Here is a 15,556-nt window from a genome sequence, read left to right on the forward strand (position 1 = left end):
AATAATATGGGATTTTTTTCATCATTAAAAGGACAATTAGGACGTGATACAGGACGCTTTATCTCCAATAAAATATTCGGAGTAAGACATGCTATTAGATTTCAAAATATTAGTGCTGCAGGTAGCCTTTTAAATAAGGTTACTGAAGAAGTTGATTCCTTGAAAACAGAACTTATCAACTCTTCTAACAAAAAACACTTTCAGAAAAAAGCTTCTAAAATAGCCGAAATGAAAGTACCTAAACAAAAAGATCCCCTTATAGATATGCTTAACTTTCTGGTCGTAGAAGTTTCTTCTAATAATTGGGATAATATTAGTAATGATGATTCTGAAGTCTCTAAATATTCAAATGTATACTTAGATGCTGTTCTTGAAAAATATGAACAATGTTTATTTTTTTTAGTCACGAAATTCCCCAATGCTACAATCGAAATAGAAATGTACAAAAGGCAACTGCGAAAAGTTAAGCGCAAACGTTTTTTACAAAAATATTGGTTATTTTTAGTCGCTATTCTTTTAGTTAGCGTTTTTTTATTATGTTATATATAGACAAATAAATTATGTTTTTAGAAATAGTAAAATATACAATTATCAAACCTTTTATAAAACCAGCTATAAAAGGTGCTTATAAAGCAAAAACACTTCTTGAAACTAAAAAAGAAGAAAAGCAGGAAGAAAAAAAAGAAAACAATCTCAAAGATTTATTAATAGGAATTTCGTTACTGCTTTTCTGTATATTAGGAGGAATCCTTACTAATGATGAATATCGAACTAAAATTATTGAGTATTTCAAAAATCTTTTTTTCTAATACAATATGGAAGAAGAAAAATCAATATTCAGTCGTCTAACCTCTTGGTTTGACAAAGAAGAAGAAAAAAAAGAAGAAGTTGTAGTTAAAAACACTGAACCTGAAGTGAGCTTTTGGGATAGTGTTGTTAATTACACCTCTTCAACCTATAATAGTATTGCTCAGAGTACCACCGAAACCTATAATGCAACTATTGATTTCATTTCTGAGAAAGGAACAAATATTTATAACAGTACTGCTGATACTTTTGTTGAAATAGGACACAAAACAGGTGAGTTATATGACCAAATAGAAATTAAAGATAGTTTTTATAAAGTTCTCTCAAGTATTGATCTTAATGACTTAACTGAAAAAATAAGCACTTTAGAAATTGAGAATAGAAAAGCTAAAAATGCTTTAAATATAATAGTATCATTCCTACATATTTTCACAAAATGCCAAAAAAGAAATCCCTCACTTCCAACAAGCTCTTCTGTAATTTTACCTCAAGAAAAACAAGAAATCAATAATGAGGCTTCTTCTTTTATGCAAAATATTGATTTTAAAGCAGTCTTACGAGAAGTAAAACCCTACATTTTATATATTCCTCATCCTGCAGCTCCTATTTTATATCAACTTCTATCATTTTTCTGTGATTAAGACAACTATTAGTTTCTAATATTTTATCTAATAATTAGTTTCTCTCACCGATACAATCTTGTAACCCATGTCCTAAAATAAGACCTGTTTACCCCCTATCCCCTAAACAAAAACAGCCACCAAGCACCCCGCTTAGCAGCTGTTTTTTATCAAATGAAGTTCCAAACTCTCTCAAACTAACTCCTATCCCCTATCTCCTATCCCCTTCTCTAAAAAAGTAAGCCAAATATAATCAAAAAGATACTTCTTATCATTATGCCTACCCCTACGCTTCTTCTTCTTAGCCAAATTCAAAATATATCCATCAGCCAAGTCCGAAGCAAAGAAAAAAGACCCCTGCTTATCAGTACCAACAGTAACACTCTTATCTACCGAAAAGTCAAAAGTAACCTCCTCACCCTTCAGCTTGCGCCTACTATAAAAAGCCCTATACTCCCGCCCCTGCTTATCAGTAGGCACTACCCCCAACCGGAAGTACTGCTTATCTCCCATAACCACCTGCTCCTTAAGCGGCTGCGTACTCACATAAGCCACCGATTGGTACCTCAATCGCATCCGCTTATACACCTTCCCTACCAAATGATTAATACTCAACGTATAAACACCCTCCTCTTCCACCTTAAAGTTCGCATAATAATACAACTCAGCCTGCTGCTTCTCCAGCACCACCACCTTCCCCGATGGCGATGTCAATGAAAGCGAAAGCGTATTCAAGTCCGAATACCACCGCTCAGTAGGCGTAGGCTTATTCCTCTCATTAGGCTCCCCAAAAAACACCCGCACCTCATGCCAATCACCCACCTTAGCCTCCCTATCAGTATCTATCCAAATAGCATGAGCGTTAGCAGGCACTGTTAATAACCAAAACAGGCCAATCCACCAATATTGCATTCTAAAAATTCCCATCATTACTTATTTTATATCTAAAACTCGGGTAACCACCCTTCACTTTCTCATTTACATAATCATAAAACTGAATCTTCACAAATCTACCATCAGCCATTTTTAGCAGATAGATCTCATTCCGGTTCTTATACTTCCCCCCACTAATGTAAGTCACATATAACGAAGCCTCTTGTGAAAAACTACCCTCCTTCTCAGTCTCCACATTCTTAACCACATCCCAGCCCTTTAGCGTACCCATCGCGTCCGCCTTGTAGCCAGCAGGCTCAGCCGCCACCACCTTATTCCAATCCGTTTTTCTCGTGTTAATAGCACCACCCTTCCCATTCCCCGAAGTGCCACTATTCGTCTTCACATACCAACGCTGGAAAGCAATATCCCAACCAAGGTCTGTTTCTGGCGAAGTCACCTCCACCACAGCGCCCTTATCCAATGAGTAATACACCCATTTCTCGTACGATGATGCATTTAGCATCTTCACATCTTTAGTAACCGATAAGGTCACATCCTCGTCATTTTCTTTCTTGCAGGCTATCATACTCAATCCGCCCACTACCGATAAAAATAATAATTTATAATTCATACTTTTGTTATTTGGCGGCAAAGGTATAAAATATTTTTAGATTAATCTAAAATAAAATATATTATTTTTAACACACCAACATCCTTTCCATATACACCAACAGTAATATCCTCACCCATCACATTGATTATTAACAATCTAAAGCCATATTTACCTATATTATCAAAATTCTTTACAGCTACAAATCACATCCCTTACAATTAAAAAAAGTAGCCCCTACAACACACAAAAAAACTGTTTTTGAGATGTTTTTTAGACATCTCAAAAACAGTTCGTATAAAAGAAGAGGATACCCCTCACTCTCAAAAACTAAAACCAGTAACCCAATCCAACCTGAAACACCCGCTGACTCACATCTGTCGAAACTTCACCAAGCACATCACTTCCAATCTTACTAAGTCCAAAATTGTAATTCACATCAAGAAAAATACGACTTGTCAACTGGTATTCAAGCCCCACACCCAAAGCAAAAACCAAACGTTTATCAGGTGATATTGTTCTAGTAACATTGTTTTGCTTGCTTTTAGCCGATAGCAAAATCGAAGGAATAATACCCACTTTAGGTCTAACCCATTTAAAACTATACTTTACCCAAAAAGGAATATTCAATTGGTCAAAAACAAATACCTCATCTATCTTCTGGTTAGTAGTTGCCGAAATCAGTCCAAAAGCATTAGCCGTCCTATCCACCGATTCTATCTTAGCACCCTGCCTACTATACGCCAGTCCTCCCTCTACCGATACTCTTTTTGCCAAATAGTACCTAGCAAAAGCCCCCAAAGTAACTGATGCCTGTATCCCAGTATTAACCTTCTGAGTATATGATATACCACCCACATTTACTGTAAAGTCCGAAAAGGAAAGATCTCCTATATTTATACCTCCTTTGGCTCCAAACCGAACGTTTTGTGCATTAGCACCAAAGCACACAGCACAAATAATAGTTACAATAGTAAAAATTCGCTTTTTCATATATCAATCTTTAGTTTATTATATCCTTTTCTTAACAGGTCTAACACTTAATGCCCAACACCTCTTCAATAACACGTGGGAAATGTTCATATTCCAGTAAGTGTATCTTCTCAGCAAGGCTTTCAGCAGTATCAGTAGGTAACACAGTCGTCTTTGCCTGATAGATGATATTCCCCTCATCATAATGCTCATTCACATAATGAATGCTTATGCCGCTTTCCTTCTCACCATTCGCTATCACAGCCTCGTGCACATGTGCTCCATACATACCTTTACCACCGTATTTAGGCAGTAATGAAGGGTGTATATTCACTATTTGGTTAGGATATGCCTCAGTAAGATAAACAGGCACTTTCCACAAAAATCCTGCTAATACAATAAGGTCTGGCTGTTCAGCTTTTATAATATTAAGCACCACATCTCGCTTGTAAAAAGCCTCCCTGTCAAACACCAATGCCGGTATTGATAGCCTCTTAGCGCGTTCCAACACCCCCGCCCGAGGGTTATTACTCAGTATAACACACACCTGTGCAGTACCTTTTTCAGCAAAATAAGTAGCAATACGCTCAGCATTCGACCCCGAACCCGAAGCAAAAATCAAAATCTTTTTCATCTTATCAAAGTATCAATTTGTTAAACTCTCCACTTGCCATTGTGCAAACTGTCCCAATAGCGTCTTCATCGCCTGCTCTATCTTCCAGTAAGACAGCTTTTCCTTGCCCCCATACAAAAAAGCAAGAGCATACCTTTTATCTGTAGTAGGCAGCAAGTTCTTTTGTAGTCTATAAGCCTCACGTAAGCGGCGCTTTAGCAAGTTCCTATCTACAGCCCGCTTAAAATAACGCTTAGGCACACTCACCAGCACCTGATATGGTACTGGTAGCTCATTTATAGGTGTATAAAGCATCCGTAAGGGGTAAGCCCCAACCGACTTCCCTTCGGCAAACAACTGTTCTATAAACTCCCGTTTACACAGTTTTTCAGTTTTTGAGAATGTATACAAAGTATATAATTATTTTCTTGCCGCAAAGGTACAAATAATTAGCGAACTACCAAATCAGCACCCCTGTAAATCAGCACCTCAGCAAATGGCCTCCTACTTTATCCACATACATATCTCTACCCATCACCCCTCATCTCTTTACTCATTATAAAAGAATAGTCAAAAAAAATAAGGGTTTTTAGTTATAACACTAAAAACCCTTATGGTAATGTAAGAAATATGTTATTGTTTTACGTATTTCAAATTATATTATTTATTCTTCCCGAAAGTAAGTAATACCTCTCCTTTAGCATCACTTAGCAGTAGCTGTCCGTTATCAATCTTATAAGTTTTCACCTCATTAATTGCCGCATCAAAAGCATCTGCTAAAACCATATCAGGACACAGCATTAAGGTAGAAGCCATTTTGCCAAAAACAAGCTCTGTATCAGTCAGCTTTTCAATGTTTCCTATAAGTCTATTACATGAATTACTAGCACTCACCCTCATTGAGCCAAGTTCAAAATGCAATGTAGGCACACTCTCACCTAAAGTACTACCCTTAAAATTCACCAATGTCCATTCCCCATTTAGTTCAGCACGTGGGTCTTTTACCCTTTCTATTTCACGCACTAATACATAGATGGTACTTGGCATCTTATTATCGGGGTTGTTCACTTGCTTTTCAGTAACTTCAATCTTCCTAAAAAAGCCTTCTTCAAAGGTAAATCCCCCAATAGATGCATTTTCCCACTGTGCTTGTTTTAGGTCATCACCCTTATACACTTGCAAACACAAAGCCTTGTTCACAGGGGTTTCACACTCCACCTGAAAGCTATTCACCCAAAGGGTCTTTTTTGTTTCAGTAGTACAACTTTCCAAGCCTGCTGCCACTACCATTAAGAGTAAAATCTTTTTCATATTATTTCAGTCATTAGTATTGTTAATTATTAATACTCCCAAATTATTAGAAGTATCCACCTTTTTTACGGTCTTCCATTGCTGCTTCTGTCACTTTATCATCTATTCGGGTTTCACCACGTTCCGATATACGCGAAGCAGTAATTTCATTTACCACATCTTCCAAAGTAGCAGCTGTACTCTCCACAGCAGCCGTACAAGTCATATCACCTACCGTACGATAGCGCACACACTTGTTTACAATAGTATCATTTTCATCTATCTGTATAAAAGGTGATACCGCTATGAGTCTACCTTCGTGTTCAATAACATCACGGTTATGAGCAAAGTAAATAGACGGTAACTCTATCTTCTCTTGCTGAATATAACTCCATACATCCAATTCCGTCCAATTCGAAATAGGGAACACCCTCACATTTTCCCCCTTCTGTATCCGTCCATTGTAAATATTCCAAAGTTCAGGACGCTGCAGTTTAGGGTCCCATTGTCCAAATTCATCTCTTACCGAAAAGAAACGCTCTTTAGCACGAGCCTTCTCCTCATCACGTCTCGCCCCCCCTATACAAGCATCAAAATGAAATTCCTCAATGGTATCCAGCAAAGTATGTGTTTGTAGCCAATTGCGCGAAGCAAACTTACCTTTAGGTTCAGTAAGCCCCTTAGCCTTGATAGTATCTCCCACTTGGCGCACTATCAGCTCTGCCCCCAATCGTTCAGCAAGAGCATCTCTATAAGCAAGCGCCTCTGGGAAGTTATGCCCCGTGTCAATATGTACCAAAGGGAAAGGTATTTTCATAGGCGCAAAAGCCTTCATAGCAAGGTGTACTAAAGTAATAGAATCCTTACCGCCACTAAACAGCAACGCCGGACGCTCAAACTGCGCAGCCACCTCACGCATAATATAAATACTTTCAGCTTCTAATTGTCTTAAGTGTTCTTTATTCACGATAATTGTTTTAAATATTTAGGAATCAGCAATCCTCTCTTATCTATTTCGCTATATACATTTTAAACTCTATCGGGTACACCCCTTGCACAGCAATAGCATTCCCCTTAGCATCCTTAGCAGGCACCAACTGAGGGAAATTCGCAAATATCTTCTTACCTTCAGCTGCCAAAATAGGCTCCCCTTCTACATTCTGAACGCTAAAATTCCCTTTCCTGTCCACCAAGTAATGTACCTTTACCGTTCCCTGTATTTCTTTATCCAAAGCCTCTTTAGGATAGTTAAATTTCTGTGTAACCCAAAAATCCAAATATCTTGCAAAAAGCTCCTCCTTTTTAAAGTGAGGATTTTCATATTTAGCATAGTAAGGTTTCTCTTTCACTACCGAAGCGTTTAAATCAACAGCTTTATCATTCTCTTGGGCTTGCACCATCGCAACACCACCAATGAGCATAATGCTCACTACTAAAGTTTTTATTAAATTCATAGTTACTAAAAATATAGATGTTATTACTTTTCTCTTTTATTTCTTCAACAAATACCTTCCTTATTAGCTTCCGTAGCCCACCAAAGCACTTAGTTATCCGCTCAGTTGTAGCAACCAATCCTCACCAAAACCCCTACTGCTAATGTTCCTCTCCTATTCCCCCTAATAAAGTACAAAGGTAGTACATTTTTTTTGAAACACAAAAAATGTACCACCTTTTTTATTTACCACCACCTTCCACTCCCCTTCTAAGCCACAAAAAGCATCACTTTATCTCTCCCACAAGCATCCCCTATCTTGAACGAACGAATAACGAAGGATAAACGAACTATAAACGAAGGATAGTTGATAAGTGCAGCAGCTCCTACCTCTCTCTCTATTTTGTCAATTATTACTTATCAACTATCCGTTGCACTCTTATCTCTTACCCAACAGCAAGTCCACTCCCCACCCCGAAAACAGAAATTTCACTTCTTCCTCCCTATTCTATATCTCACATAACCCCGAAAAAAAACTTAGCTAAATAAAATCATTTAGCTAAGTTTCTTTTAAAACAGAGTCTCAGTAATTATTGTAGATAATAATCATACATCAGTTTAACACCTTCTTGAAGTTCAATAGTATGCTTCCACCCCAAACTATGAAGTTTAGACGGGTCAGTAAGCTTGCGCATAGTCCCATCGGGTTTAGAACTATCAAAAACAATAGCCCCCTTATAACCAATAGCCTCCTTAATAAGTTCAGACAGTGCTTTGATAGAAAGTTCTTTACCAGTACCAATATTAATATGAGTGTTTCTCACTTCTTTAGCCCCTACAGGGTAAGTATCAGCAAAGTTAATACGTTCCATTACAAACACACAAGCATCAGCCATATCTTCACTCCAAAGGAATTCACGCAAAGGCGTACCCGTACCCCAAAGCGTCACTTGGGTATCTGTAATACCATACTTAGCCAAGATTGTCTTAATTTCTTCTTCGCTATTGCCCCCCGATACTCCTTCTACAGCACGCCTATTAAGGTCATCTTTTATAGCATTCCAATCGTTGTTCATTAACGCTTTAGCCAAGTGTATTTTGCGAACCATAGCAGGAAGCACATGCGAGTTTTCCAAATGGAAATTATCATTAGGCCCATATAGGTTTGTAGGCATAACCGCAATAAAGTTAGTGCCATACTGTAAGTTATAGCTTTCGCAAAGCTTAATACCTGCAATCTTAGCAATAGCATAAGGCTCATTAGTATATTCCAATGGCGAAGTAAGCAAGCAGTTTTCAGGCATTGGCTGAGGAGCTTCTTTTGGGTAGATACAAGTACTTCCCAAGAAAAGGAGCTTCTTTACCTTATGCTGATAAGCAGCGTGAATTACATTATTCTGAATCATTAAATTTTCATAGATAAAGTCTGCTCTATACGTATTATTTGCCATAATACCACCTACTTTAGCAGCAGCAAGAAATACATATTCAGGCTGTTCAGCAGCAAAAAAAGCCTCCACAGCAGCAGTATTACGAAGGTCTAATTCAGAAGCAGTTCTACCTATAAGGTTGGTATATCCCTTTTGTTGCAGGTTTTTCCATATTGCCGAGCCTACCAAACCCTTATGCCCTGCAATATATATTTTAGCTGACTTTTCCATTATTATTCAAAGTAATTCATTACAGTAAAGCCACCTTCTTTAAGGTAAGCATCACGTTTGAAAAGTTTAATGTCAGAGCGCATCATATCCTCAATAAGCCCTTTAAGGTCATAGGCAGGTTTCCAACCAAGAACAGTTTGTGATTTAGTAGGGTCACCTATTAGCAAATCAACTTCTGTAGGACGGAAATACTGAGGGTCTACACACACTACTTCAGCATTTTGTGCTATTTTTTCTTCTATTTTAGAAAGATACTTTTCACCTACTTTTTCAGTAAAGACAGCTTTATCAACTGCTGTAATATACCCCTTTTCATTCACTCCCTCACCTTTAAACTCAATGGTCAAACCTATCTCTTTAGCAGCCATTACAATAAAGTCTCTAATAGCAGTAGTAATACCAGTAGCTATCACATAATCCGATGGAGCCGGTTGTTGCAATATCAGATACATCGCCTTGATATAGTCTTTAGCATGCCCCCAGTCGCGTTGCGAACTAAGGTTCCCCATATAGAATTTGTCTTGCATACCAAGAGCCACACGACTCAAAGCGCGAGTTACTTTACGGGTTACAAAAGTCTCGCCACGTATAGGCGATTCGTGGTTGAAGAGGATCCCATTAGAAGCATGCATATTATAAGCTTCTCTGTAATTTACTGTAATCCAATAGGCATAAAGTTTAGCCACAGCATAAGGAGAACGTGGATAGAAAGGAGTTTTTTCACTTTGAGGTACTTCTTGTACTAACCCATAGAGCTCTGAAGTAGAAGCTTGGTAAATACGCGTTTTCTCAGTAAGCCCTAATAGACGCACAGCTTCAAGAATACGAAGCGTGCCTAATCCGTCAGCATTACCCACGTATTCAGGAGTTTGAAAACTCACGTGTACATGGCTCATTGCCGCAAGATTATATATTTCATCAGGCTGCACCTCTTGGATAAGGCGAGTGATGTTCATGCTGTCAGTCAAGTCACCATAGTGAAGGATAAGGTTTCTATTCTCCAAATGAGGATCTTGGTAAAGATGATCAATGCGATCAGTATTAAATAAGGATGAACGGCGCTTCATACCGTGTACTTCATAACCTTTTTTTAGCAGGTATTCAGCGAGATACGCGCCATCCTGACCTGTAATACCTGTAATAAGTGCTTTTTTTGTCATTATCTAATCAATTGTGTTTTTTATTATTAGTAATAAATATGCTTTATTAATTAATTTCATTGCAAAGGTAATGAAAATATTTGAAATAGAGGGAGTTACTAAAAAGAAGTTTTTAGGGAGTCTCGTGTAACATATTGATAATAGGTAAGTTACGACAAAAAGAGGCTGTCTAAAAAGTTTGTTTTAAACTTTTTAGACAGCCTCTTTATTTACAATCTATTCCTATTTCAAATCTTCTTCATTAATAAATGTTTTCCCATCTTTTATAAATTTCTTCGCAATCTCTTCTGCTCCATAGGCATTCAAATGATCAATGTTAAACATTATATTACGTCCATTTATATATCCATCTTTGGGAATATATGGTAACAGATCAATTATGTGAACTTGAGGATACTTCTGTTGTAATAATTCCTTAATTTGAATCCAAGTCTTAATATGAGACCTATATGTGTCACCCTCTAAATTAACCTCTCTTTTGACACCTATTTTTTCAAGATTTTCGATTCTCTGCATATCAACATCAAAGGATGGGCAACTCTTCACTATATAGACTTTCTTATTTTGAGAAAGAAGAATTTGGATTGTTTGCTCAAATCTTTCTATAATATAAGGTTCCACTTCCCTTCTCCATGAATAGTAGTTAGATAGAATAAAAATATCATAGTTCTTATAATTTTCTTGAAAATATTTTCGTGATACAATACATTTATAATAGTCACTAAGTTTAGATTCATCATATTCTTCTGTCTCTAAAATAGAAGGACAATCTGATTTTGCTAAAACACTTGCTTTCCACCCTTCTTTTTTAGCTATAACATCAATAAAAGGAACTATTTGTTCTGCATGACTATCTCCTACTAATAAAATCTTCTTTCCCTTTAAAGAGTTTATGTTTCCTATTTGAGTCAAGACCTCTCCTGAATCACATTGGTTACATTTTATAGGAAGAAAAGTAGGCCATCCTGATTCCTTACGCAAAAATCTACTCACCCCAAATACAAGTATAGCCGGAATAATGTAGAATAAAATAAAACTTTTTTTGAATGAATATTTAATATGTCTAAAAGGTTGTTCTACTCCGTAATAAGTAAGTACTGATAAACCAAACATTAAAGGAATTGCTATTAAAAGATTTGTATTAGACAGAACTCCTGTGCCAAAAAAATATCTAAATATAGCTAAAACTATCCAGTGCCACAAGTAAAGAGAATAGGAGATTTTTCCTATCCAAACAATAGGAGATAAAGAAAAAAGTTTTGTTATATATTTTCCTTTTTCATTAGCTAATATGAGCAGTGCTGCTGCTACACAAGGCAACAAAGCTAAAAAACCAGGAAAAAGGGGGGGCAAAAAAAAGTCTTTTACAACAAGACAGCACAAAAGCACTACTAGAGAAACTACTCCTAAAATATCTGATTGTTTTTGAGATAATTTATTACCTTTTTCAAAAAGAAATATTGATAAAACAGAACCTACAAGAAGCTCTATCATTCTTAAATGGGGTAAATAATAAACATCTAAAGCAACACCTATCTTTTTTAAATCAATAAATGACAATATCAATGAAATAGTTCCAATAACTATTAGAGTAAAAAGTTTATGCTTATTAAGAAACCTTTGTTTGAAAATAAACAATAAAACTATAGGGAAAATAAAGTAAAATTGCTCTTCAACAGATAAAGACCATATATGATTAAAAGGATTTTCTTCTGTACCTACATCAAAGTAACCAACTCCTCTTGCAAAATAGATGTTTGAAATAAATAATACTGAAAAAATAGCACTATTTGCCATTTTCCAATAATCCCCTACTGAAAACATTAGCCATACGACTGAAAGTCCTATTAGAAGTACTACAAAAAATACAGGTAGAATTCTTTTTATACGTCTATTATAAAAATTTGCAAAAGTAAATGTACCTTCTGTCATTTCCCTATAAATAATAGAAGTTATAAGATATCCTGATATAACAAAAAAAATATCTACTCCTAAAAAGCCACTAGGCATATAGTTTGGATTTATATGAAATAATGCTACGGTAAGTACAGCTAAGGCTCTAAGACCATCTATATCAGGCCGATAAGAAAGTTTTCTTAACATAATTATTGATCTATAATTTTAAATAGTTTCTTATTTACTTTATCGCTATCAAATTTCTGCACTGCAATTTGGTGGCTTTCTTGTCCCATACAAGCTATCTCTGTTGGATTTTCTATAAAATACTTCATAGCTTTTACTAGAGCATTTATATCCCATTTAGGAATAAGAAAGCCGTTTCTACCATTTTCTACTGTTTCACGACAACCTGGCACGTCTGTAGTAATTACAGGACGTCCTATTGCCATTGCTTCTTGAGTACTGCGAGGCACTCCTTCTCGATAAGATGGTAATACAAAGACAGAACTTTGTGTTATCCATTGTTTAATATTATTAACATAACCAGGATAAATAATTATTTCTCTTTGTATATAATTTTCTAACTCTTCTTTTTTTATACTCCCTGGGTTTTGAGTATCTAAATCACCTACTACTTTAAAAATTACATTGGGGTGTTTTTCTTTTATTATTTGAGCAGCTTGCAAGTATTCAAAAATTCCTTTTTCACGAAGTAATCTTGCTACAAAAATAAAAGACACAGGATTTGTTGGAGCATTATTAAAGCTATATTCTTTTAAATCAAGTCCTATACCCCCCAACACTTCTCTTCTTTTTACCCTGATATGATATTTATCTAACAAATCTTTAGGATCATCTGGATTTAAAAATATTACAGTATCTGCTTTAGGTAAAGATAACTTATACAAGAAAACTTGAATCTGTTTAATAATTTTTGCTTTTAATGTTTGTTCATTAGGTTGTTCTGTAAAAGAAAAACCTAGCCCTTCGAGCATTGCTATTATTTTAGGGATTCTTACTTTTTTAGCAGCTAAAGTGCCAAAAATTACAGGCTTAGCAAAGCTTGCAAAAAGAATATCAGGCTGTATTTTGTTAAAAATATACTCTAATTGCTTCATATTTTTTAAGTCAGCAAACGGATTTAATCCTCCTCTTGCAAATGTATAATCAATAGGAATAGCACCTAATGCTTCTACCTTTTTTTTTGTTTCAAGAGTGAAATCTGTAGCCATTGTATATACCTCATAATTGCAGGTCACCAAGAACTGTATAAAATGCTTGCGAAAGCCTAAAATATTTTGGGCGGTGTTATTTAATATAATAATTCTTCTCATCAATAATTGAAATAGTAAAAAGGTTCAAATGAAAATATTGGATAGCGAGACCAAAAAGCATCTATTGGCATAGTTATTATATTCACTTTTTCTAATGTAAAATAAAATGAATAAATTATTAGTGAAATAACTAATAGCTTAAGAAATTTCTTGTAAAGTGTTATAAATAAGAAATATCCGTATAAAAACAAAAAAATAAAGTTAATACGCTCAGCAAGCATTGGAACTCCTAAAAAAATAAAGTGTAGTAAACATAACACTATGATAGGAGTCTTCCATTTAGATGAATTATCTTTTATATATAACAAATTAGCAAGTAATAATAAAAATAATAATACAAGAAAACGATAAGAAATAATATTAAAACCTATTTCTTCTGCATAAAATAAAAACTTATTAATACCCAATGGCACTGCTAATAAAATTAATGTTGTAAAAGCTATTCTTATAGAAACTAGGGCTACAAAACTTTTTAATATAATTTTTATAGTAGTTTTTTTTGATATCAAATATTTCCATATAATAATGATAGGCAAACTTGTTAAATGAAAAATACAAGCTATTAGAAAAAAAAGTAAAAAATATCTTTTTCTTTTCATTTCCAAAGCAAATAGAATAAATACAGTAGCAAGAGCTTGCCGTTGTAAATAACCAAACGTAGTTACTGAAACAAACATCAAAATAAATGCTATACAAGCTCCTTTATATTTTTGTGGTATTTTTCTTTGCCCAAAATATTCGTACCATATAATTAATCCTGCAGAACAGATAATTTTATTATATATAGACAAATCTATAGCTGTAAGGCTAGAAAAAATTATAGAATATAACTTATATAGCAAAACAATCCCAAATTCTAATCCTCCACCAAATATTAAGAACCCAAAAATAACATCCTCTAAAGGTTTCTTTTCTATAATTAAAAAAGCATTATAATATGCTGTTAAATCTGCTTGAAATTCTCCTATATATAATCTTGAGCCAAAAATGTAAATCAAAGAGAAAAAACCTATAACTGTTAGTAAAACTCTATTATATCTTTCCAAAAATGGAGAGTAAAACAACAGTACAAAAACAGAAAGTAAAAAACTTATCATAGGAGAAAAAGGTAAGAACAGTAATGGAGACAATAGTCCCATAAAGAAGATTATTTTTTTTCTTTTATTTAGCAATTCTATTCTCATTAACTTCTCAGTAGATTTGAATATGTTTCTTTTAGTCTTTCTTGATAGTTATTATACTTCTCTACCCATATTTTTTTTGCATTTATAGAGTACCGCTTAATTGTATCAATATCTATATTCTTTATAAAATCTAATATGTCTTTCTCTGTTTCTCCTATAGCAAAACCTGTACTATATTTTTGTACTTTGTACCCAGGGGGAGTGCCTTCTGTAGTGAGAAGTACTTTCCCTAAGAACAAATGTTCAAAATATTTATTAGGAGAAGCATATAGATGATTCTTAATAGTTTTGTAATACATCCCAACTATAATGTCACTTTTAGACAATATTTCTAAAGCTTTTTGTGAAGATACTTGCCCATAAAATATGATATTAGGGTATTTCTCTGCTTTTTCTTTTACAAGAGACTCTATTTTTCCTCCTCCTGCTATATACAACTTTACAGAAGGGATCTGAGCCACTGCATTTAACAAATTCTCAATTCCTCTATTTCTTTCTTCTAAAATACCTACATAAGAGAAAACTAAATTATCTTTTCTAATTTCCTTAGTAGCTAAATTAAATTGTGTATAAGGTACATTTTCTATAATAAATATTCTTTCTTTATTAGGAGAAATATTCAATTGTTTTATACGACATTCATCTGGTAGAATAAGTTTATCACAATGTATACAGCTATATTTTTCAATTTTGTTGATGAAAAAAGCCACCAAGGAAGGAGTGTTTCTTGCATCTGTATATTTATCATATACATCAAAAATAAACTTTTTCCTAAAAATCTTAGCTATAATATAAGCAGGAATACAAGTGTCAAAATCTATACTATGAATAATAATATAGTTTTTCCTGTTTTTCCACAATATGCGAAATAAAAATAGATTCCACAGAATTAATGAAAATATATTTGAAACACCTCCTCCAATAGGAGTTCTCCTAGTGTATAAAATAGAGTTCTCCTCTTCCTCTATTTTCTTATTTTCTCTATTCCATGCTGTTATCAAATAAGGAATCTTCTTTTCTTTTATAATATCTACATAACGTTGCAAACGAGAATCAGCATTAGGAATTTGACTCCTCAAAAAAATAACACCTCCCATA

The 15,556-nt window shown here is 34.6% G+C and carries 17 protein-coding genes; 3 read left to right on the top strand and 14 right to left on the bottom strand.

What is annotated here, in order from left to right; genetic code table 11:
* The first annotated feature begins 6 nt into the window (after positions 1 to 6).
* The 3 genes from C4H12_RS10170 to C4H12_RS10180 are packed head-to-tail and all read left to right on the top strand — an operon-like array spanning position 7 to position 1,448.
* Positions 7 to 549: a hypothetical protein gene (locus C4H12_RS10170; protein ID WP_106098816.1), complete on the top strand. Its 543-nt coding sequence runs from the start codon at positions 7 to 9 to the stop codon at positions 547 to 549.
* A gap of 11 nt (positions 550 to 560) precedes the next feature.
* Positions 561 to 809: a hypothetical protein gene (locus C4H12_RS10175; RefSeq protein ID WP_106098817.1), complete on the top strand. Its 249-nt coding sequence runs from the start codon at positions 561 to 563 to the stop codon at positions 807 to 809.
* Positions 810 to 815: 6 nt separating this feature from the next.
* The gene (locus C4H12_RS10180; RefSeq protein WP_106098818.1) at positions 816 to 1,448 is read left to right on the top strand and encodes a hypothetical protein; all 633 of its coding nucleotides are present in this window, start codon (positions 816 to 818) and stop codon (positions 1,446 to 1,448) included.
* Between the two features lie 183 nt (positions 1,449 to 1,631).
* Here C4H12_RS10180 and C4H12_RS10185 read toward each other — a convergent pair whose 3' ends face one another.
* The 14 genes from C4H12_RS10185 to C4H12_RS10250 all read right to left on the bottom strand — a co-directional run bounded on the left by C4H12_RS10185 (position 1,632) and on the right by C4H12_RS10250 (position 15,555).
* The gene (locus tag C4H12_RS10185) at positions 1,632 to 2,357 is read right to left on the bottom strand and encodes a hypothetical protein (protein WP_254424762.1); all 726 of its coding nucleotides are present in this window, start codon (positions 2,355 to 2,357) and stop codon (positions 1,632 to 1,634) included.
* Positions 2,341 to 2,934 carry an HmuY family protein gene (locus tag C4H12_RS10190; RefSeq protein ID WP_106098820.1) on the bottom strand — a complete coding sequence of 198 codons (594 nt, stop codon included), beginning with the start codon at positions 2,932 to 2,934 and terminating at the stop codon, positions 2,341 to 2,343. The genes C4H12_RS10185 and C4H12_RS10190 overlap by 17 nt, the downstream gene beginning before the upstream one ends.
* Positions 2,935 to 3,243: 309 nt before the next feature.
* Positions 3,244 to 3,906 carry a porin family protein gene (locus C4H12_RS10195; RefSeq protein WP_106098821.1) on the bottom strand — a complete coding sequence of 221 codons (663 nt, stop codon included), beginning with the start codon at positions 3,904 to 3,906 and terminating at the stop codon, positions 3,244 to 3,246.
* A gap of 40 nt (positions 3,907 to 3,946) precedes the next feature.
* Positions 3,947 to 4,519 (bottom strand): phosphoribosylglycinamide formyltransferase, encoded by a 573-nt coding sequence (gene purN / locus C4H12_RS10200; protein WP_106098822.1) that lies wholly within the window; start codon positions 4,517 to 4,519, stop codon positions 3,947 to 3,949.
* 12 nt (positions 4,520 to 4,531) lie between these two features.
* Positions 4,532 to 4,909: a ribonuclease P protein component gene (gene rnpA, locus C4H12_RS10205; protein WP_106098823.1), complete on the bottom strand. Its 378-nt coding sequence runs from the start codon at positions 4,907 to 4,909 to the stop codon at positions 4,532 to 4,534.
* A gap of 249 nt (positions 4,910 to 5,158) precedes the next feature.
* Complete coding sequence (locus tag C4H12_RS10210) at positions 5,159 to 5,809, bottom strand: META domain-containing protein (protein WP_106098824.1); 651 nt, start codon at positions 5,807 to 5,809, stop codon at positions 5,159 to 5,161.
* A 46-nt stretch (positions 5,810 to 5,855) separates the two neighbouring features.
* Positions 5,856 to 6,755, bottom strand: coding sequence for a sulfate adenylyltransferase subunit CysD (gene cysD / locus C4H12_RS10215; protein ID WP_106098825.1), 900 nt, complete (start codon positions 6,753 to 6,755; stop codon positions 5,856 to 5,858).
* A 43-nt stretch (positions 6,756 to 6,798) separates the two neighbouring features.
* Entirely contained in the window at positions 6,799 to 7,242 is a 444-nt protein-coding gene (locus C4H12_RS10220) for an energy transducer TonB (RefSeq protein ID WP_106098826.1), read from the bottom strand.
* Positions 7,243 to 7,810: 568 nt separating this feature from the next.
* Positions 7,811 to 8,881, bottom strand: coding sequence for a GDP-L-fucose synthase (locus C4H12_RS10225; protein WP_106098827.1), 1,071 nt, complete (start codon positions 8,879 to 8,881; stop codon positions 7,811 to 7,813).
* A 2-nt stretch (positions 8,882 to 8,883) separates the two neighbouring features.
* A complete protein-coding gene (gmd, locus tag C4H12_RS10230) occupies positions 8,884 to 10,041 on the bottom strand; it encodes a GDP-mannose 4,6-dehydratase (RefSeq protein WP_106098828.1) in 1,158 nt (385 codons plus the stop codon).
* A 222-nt stretch (positions 10,042 to 10,263) separates the two neighbouring features.
* Positions 10,264 to 12,144, bottom strand: a complete 1,881-nt coding sequence (locus tag C4H12_RS10235; protein ID WP_164997598.1) for an acyltransferase family protein — start codon at positions 12,142 to 12,144, stop codon at positions 10,264 to 10,266.
* 2 nt (positions 12,145 to 12,146) lie between these two features.
* Entirely contained in the window at positions 12,147 to 13,172 is a 1,026-nt protein-coding gene (locus C4H12_RS10240; RefSeq protein WP_371514462.1) for a glycosyltransferase family 4 protein, read from the bottom strand.
* A gap of 101 nt (positions 13,173 to 13,273) precedes the next feature.
* Positions 13,274 to 14,458 carry an EpsG family protein gene (locus C4H12_RS10245; RefSeq protein ID WP_106098831.1) on the bottom strand — a complete coding sequence of 395 codons (1,185 nt, stop codon included), beginning with the start codon at positions 14,456 to 14,458 and terminating at the stop codon, positions 13,274 to 13,276.
* Positions 14,458 to 15,555, bottom strand: coding sequence for a glycosyltransferase (locus C4H12_RS10250; protein ID WP_106098832.1), 1,098 nt, complete (start codon positions 15,553 to 15,555; stop codon positions 14,458 to 14,460). Before C4H12_RS10250 ends, C4H12_RS10245 begins: the two co-directional genes overlap by 1 nt.
* Position 15,556 lies beyond the last annotated feature (1 nt).

Origin of the sequence: Capnocytophaga sp. oral taxon 878, from assembly GCF_002999135.1 — a bacterium.
Classification (GTDB): domain Bacteria; phylum Bacteroidota; class Bacteroidia; order Flavobacteriales; family Flavobacteriaceae; genus Capnocytophaga.

What these genes read in the sequence shown, in the direction of transcription:
- C4H12_RS10170 (WP_106098816.1), top strand. Translation starts at nt 7, where the DNA reads ATGGGATTTTTTTCATCATTAAAAGGACAATTAGGACGTGATACAGGA.
- C4H12_RS10175 (WP_106098817.1), top strand. Translation starts at nt 561, where the DNA reads ATGTTTTTAGAAATAGTAAAATATACAATTATCAAACCTTTTATAAAA.
- C4H12_RS10180 (WP_106098818.1), top strand. Translation starts at nt 816, where the DNA reads ATGGAAGAAGAAAAATCAATATTCAGTCGTCTAACCTCTTGGTTTGAC.
- C4H12_RS10185 (WP_254424762.1), bottom strand. Translation starts at nt 2,357, where the DNA reads ATGATGGGAATTTTTAGAATGCAATATTGGTGGATTGGCCTGTTTTGG.
- C4H12_RS10190 (WP_106098820.1), bottom strand. Translation starts at nt 2,934, where the DNA reads ATGAATTATAAATTATTATTTTTATCGGTAGTGGGCGGATTGAGTATG.
- C4H12_RS10195 (WP_106098821.1), bottom strand. Translation starts at nt 3,906, where the DNA reads ATGAAAAAGCGAATTTTTACTATTGTAACTATTATTTGTGCTGTGTGC.
- purN (WP_106098822.1), bottom strand. Translation starts at nt 4,519, where the DNA reads ATGAAAAAGATTTTGATTTTTGCTTCGGGTTCGGGGTCGAATGCTGAG.
- C4H12_RS10210 (WP_106098824.1), bottom strand. Translation starts at nt 5,809, where the DNA reads ATGAAAAAGATTTTACTCTTAATGGTAGTGGCAGCAGGCTTGGAAAGT.
- C4H12_RS10220 (WP_106098826.1), bottom strand. Translation starts at nt 7,242, where the DNA reads ATGAATTTAATAAAAACTTTAGTAGTGAGCATTATGCTCATTGGTGGT.
- C4H12_RS10225 (WP_106098827.1), bottom strand. Translation starts at nt 8,881, where the DNA reads ATGGAAAAGTCAGCTAAAATATATATTGCAGGGCATAAGGGTTTGGTA.
- gmd (WP_106098828.1), bottom strand. Translation starts at nt 10,041, where the DNA reads ATGACAAAAAAAGCACTTATTACAGGTATTACAGGTCAGGATGGCGCG.
- C4H12_RS10235 (WP_164997598.1), bottom strand. Translation starts at nt 12,144, where the DNA reads ATGTTAAGAAAACTTTCTTATCGGCCTGATATAGATGGTCTTAGAGCC.
- C4H12_RS10240 (WP_371514462.1), bottom strand. Translation starts at nt 13,172, where the DNA reads ATGGCTACAGATTTCACTCTTGAAACAAAAAAAAAGGTAGAAGCATTA.
- C4H12_RS10245 (WP_106098831.1), bottom strand. Translation starts at nt 14,458, where the DNA reads ATGAGAATAGAATTGCTAAATAAAAGAAAAAAAATAATCTTCTTTATG.
- C4H12_RS10250 (WP_106098832.1), bottom strand. Translation starts at nt 15,555, where the DNA reads ATGGGAGGTGTTATTTTTTTGAGGAGTCAAATTCCTAATGCTGATTCT.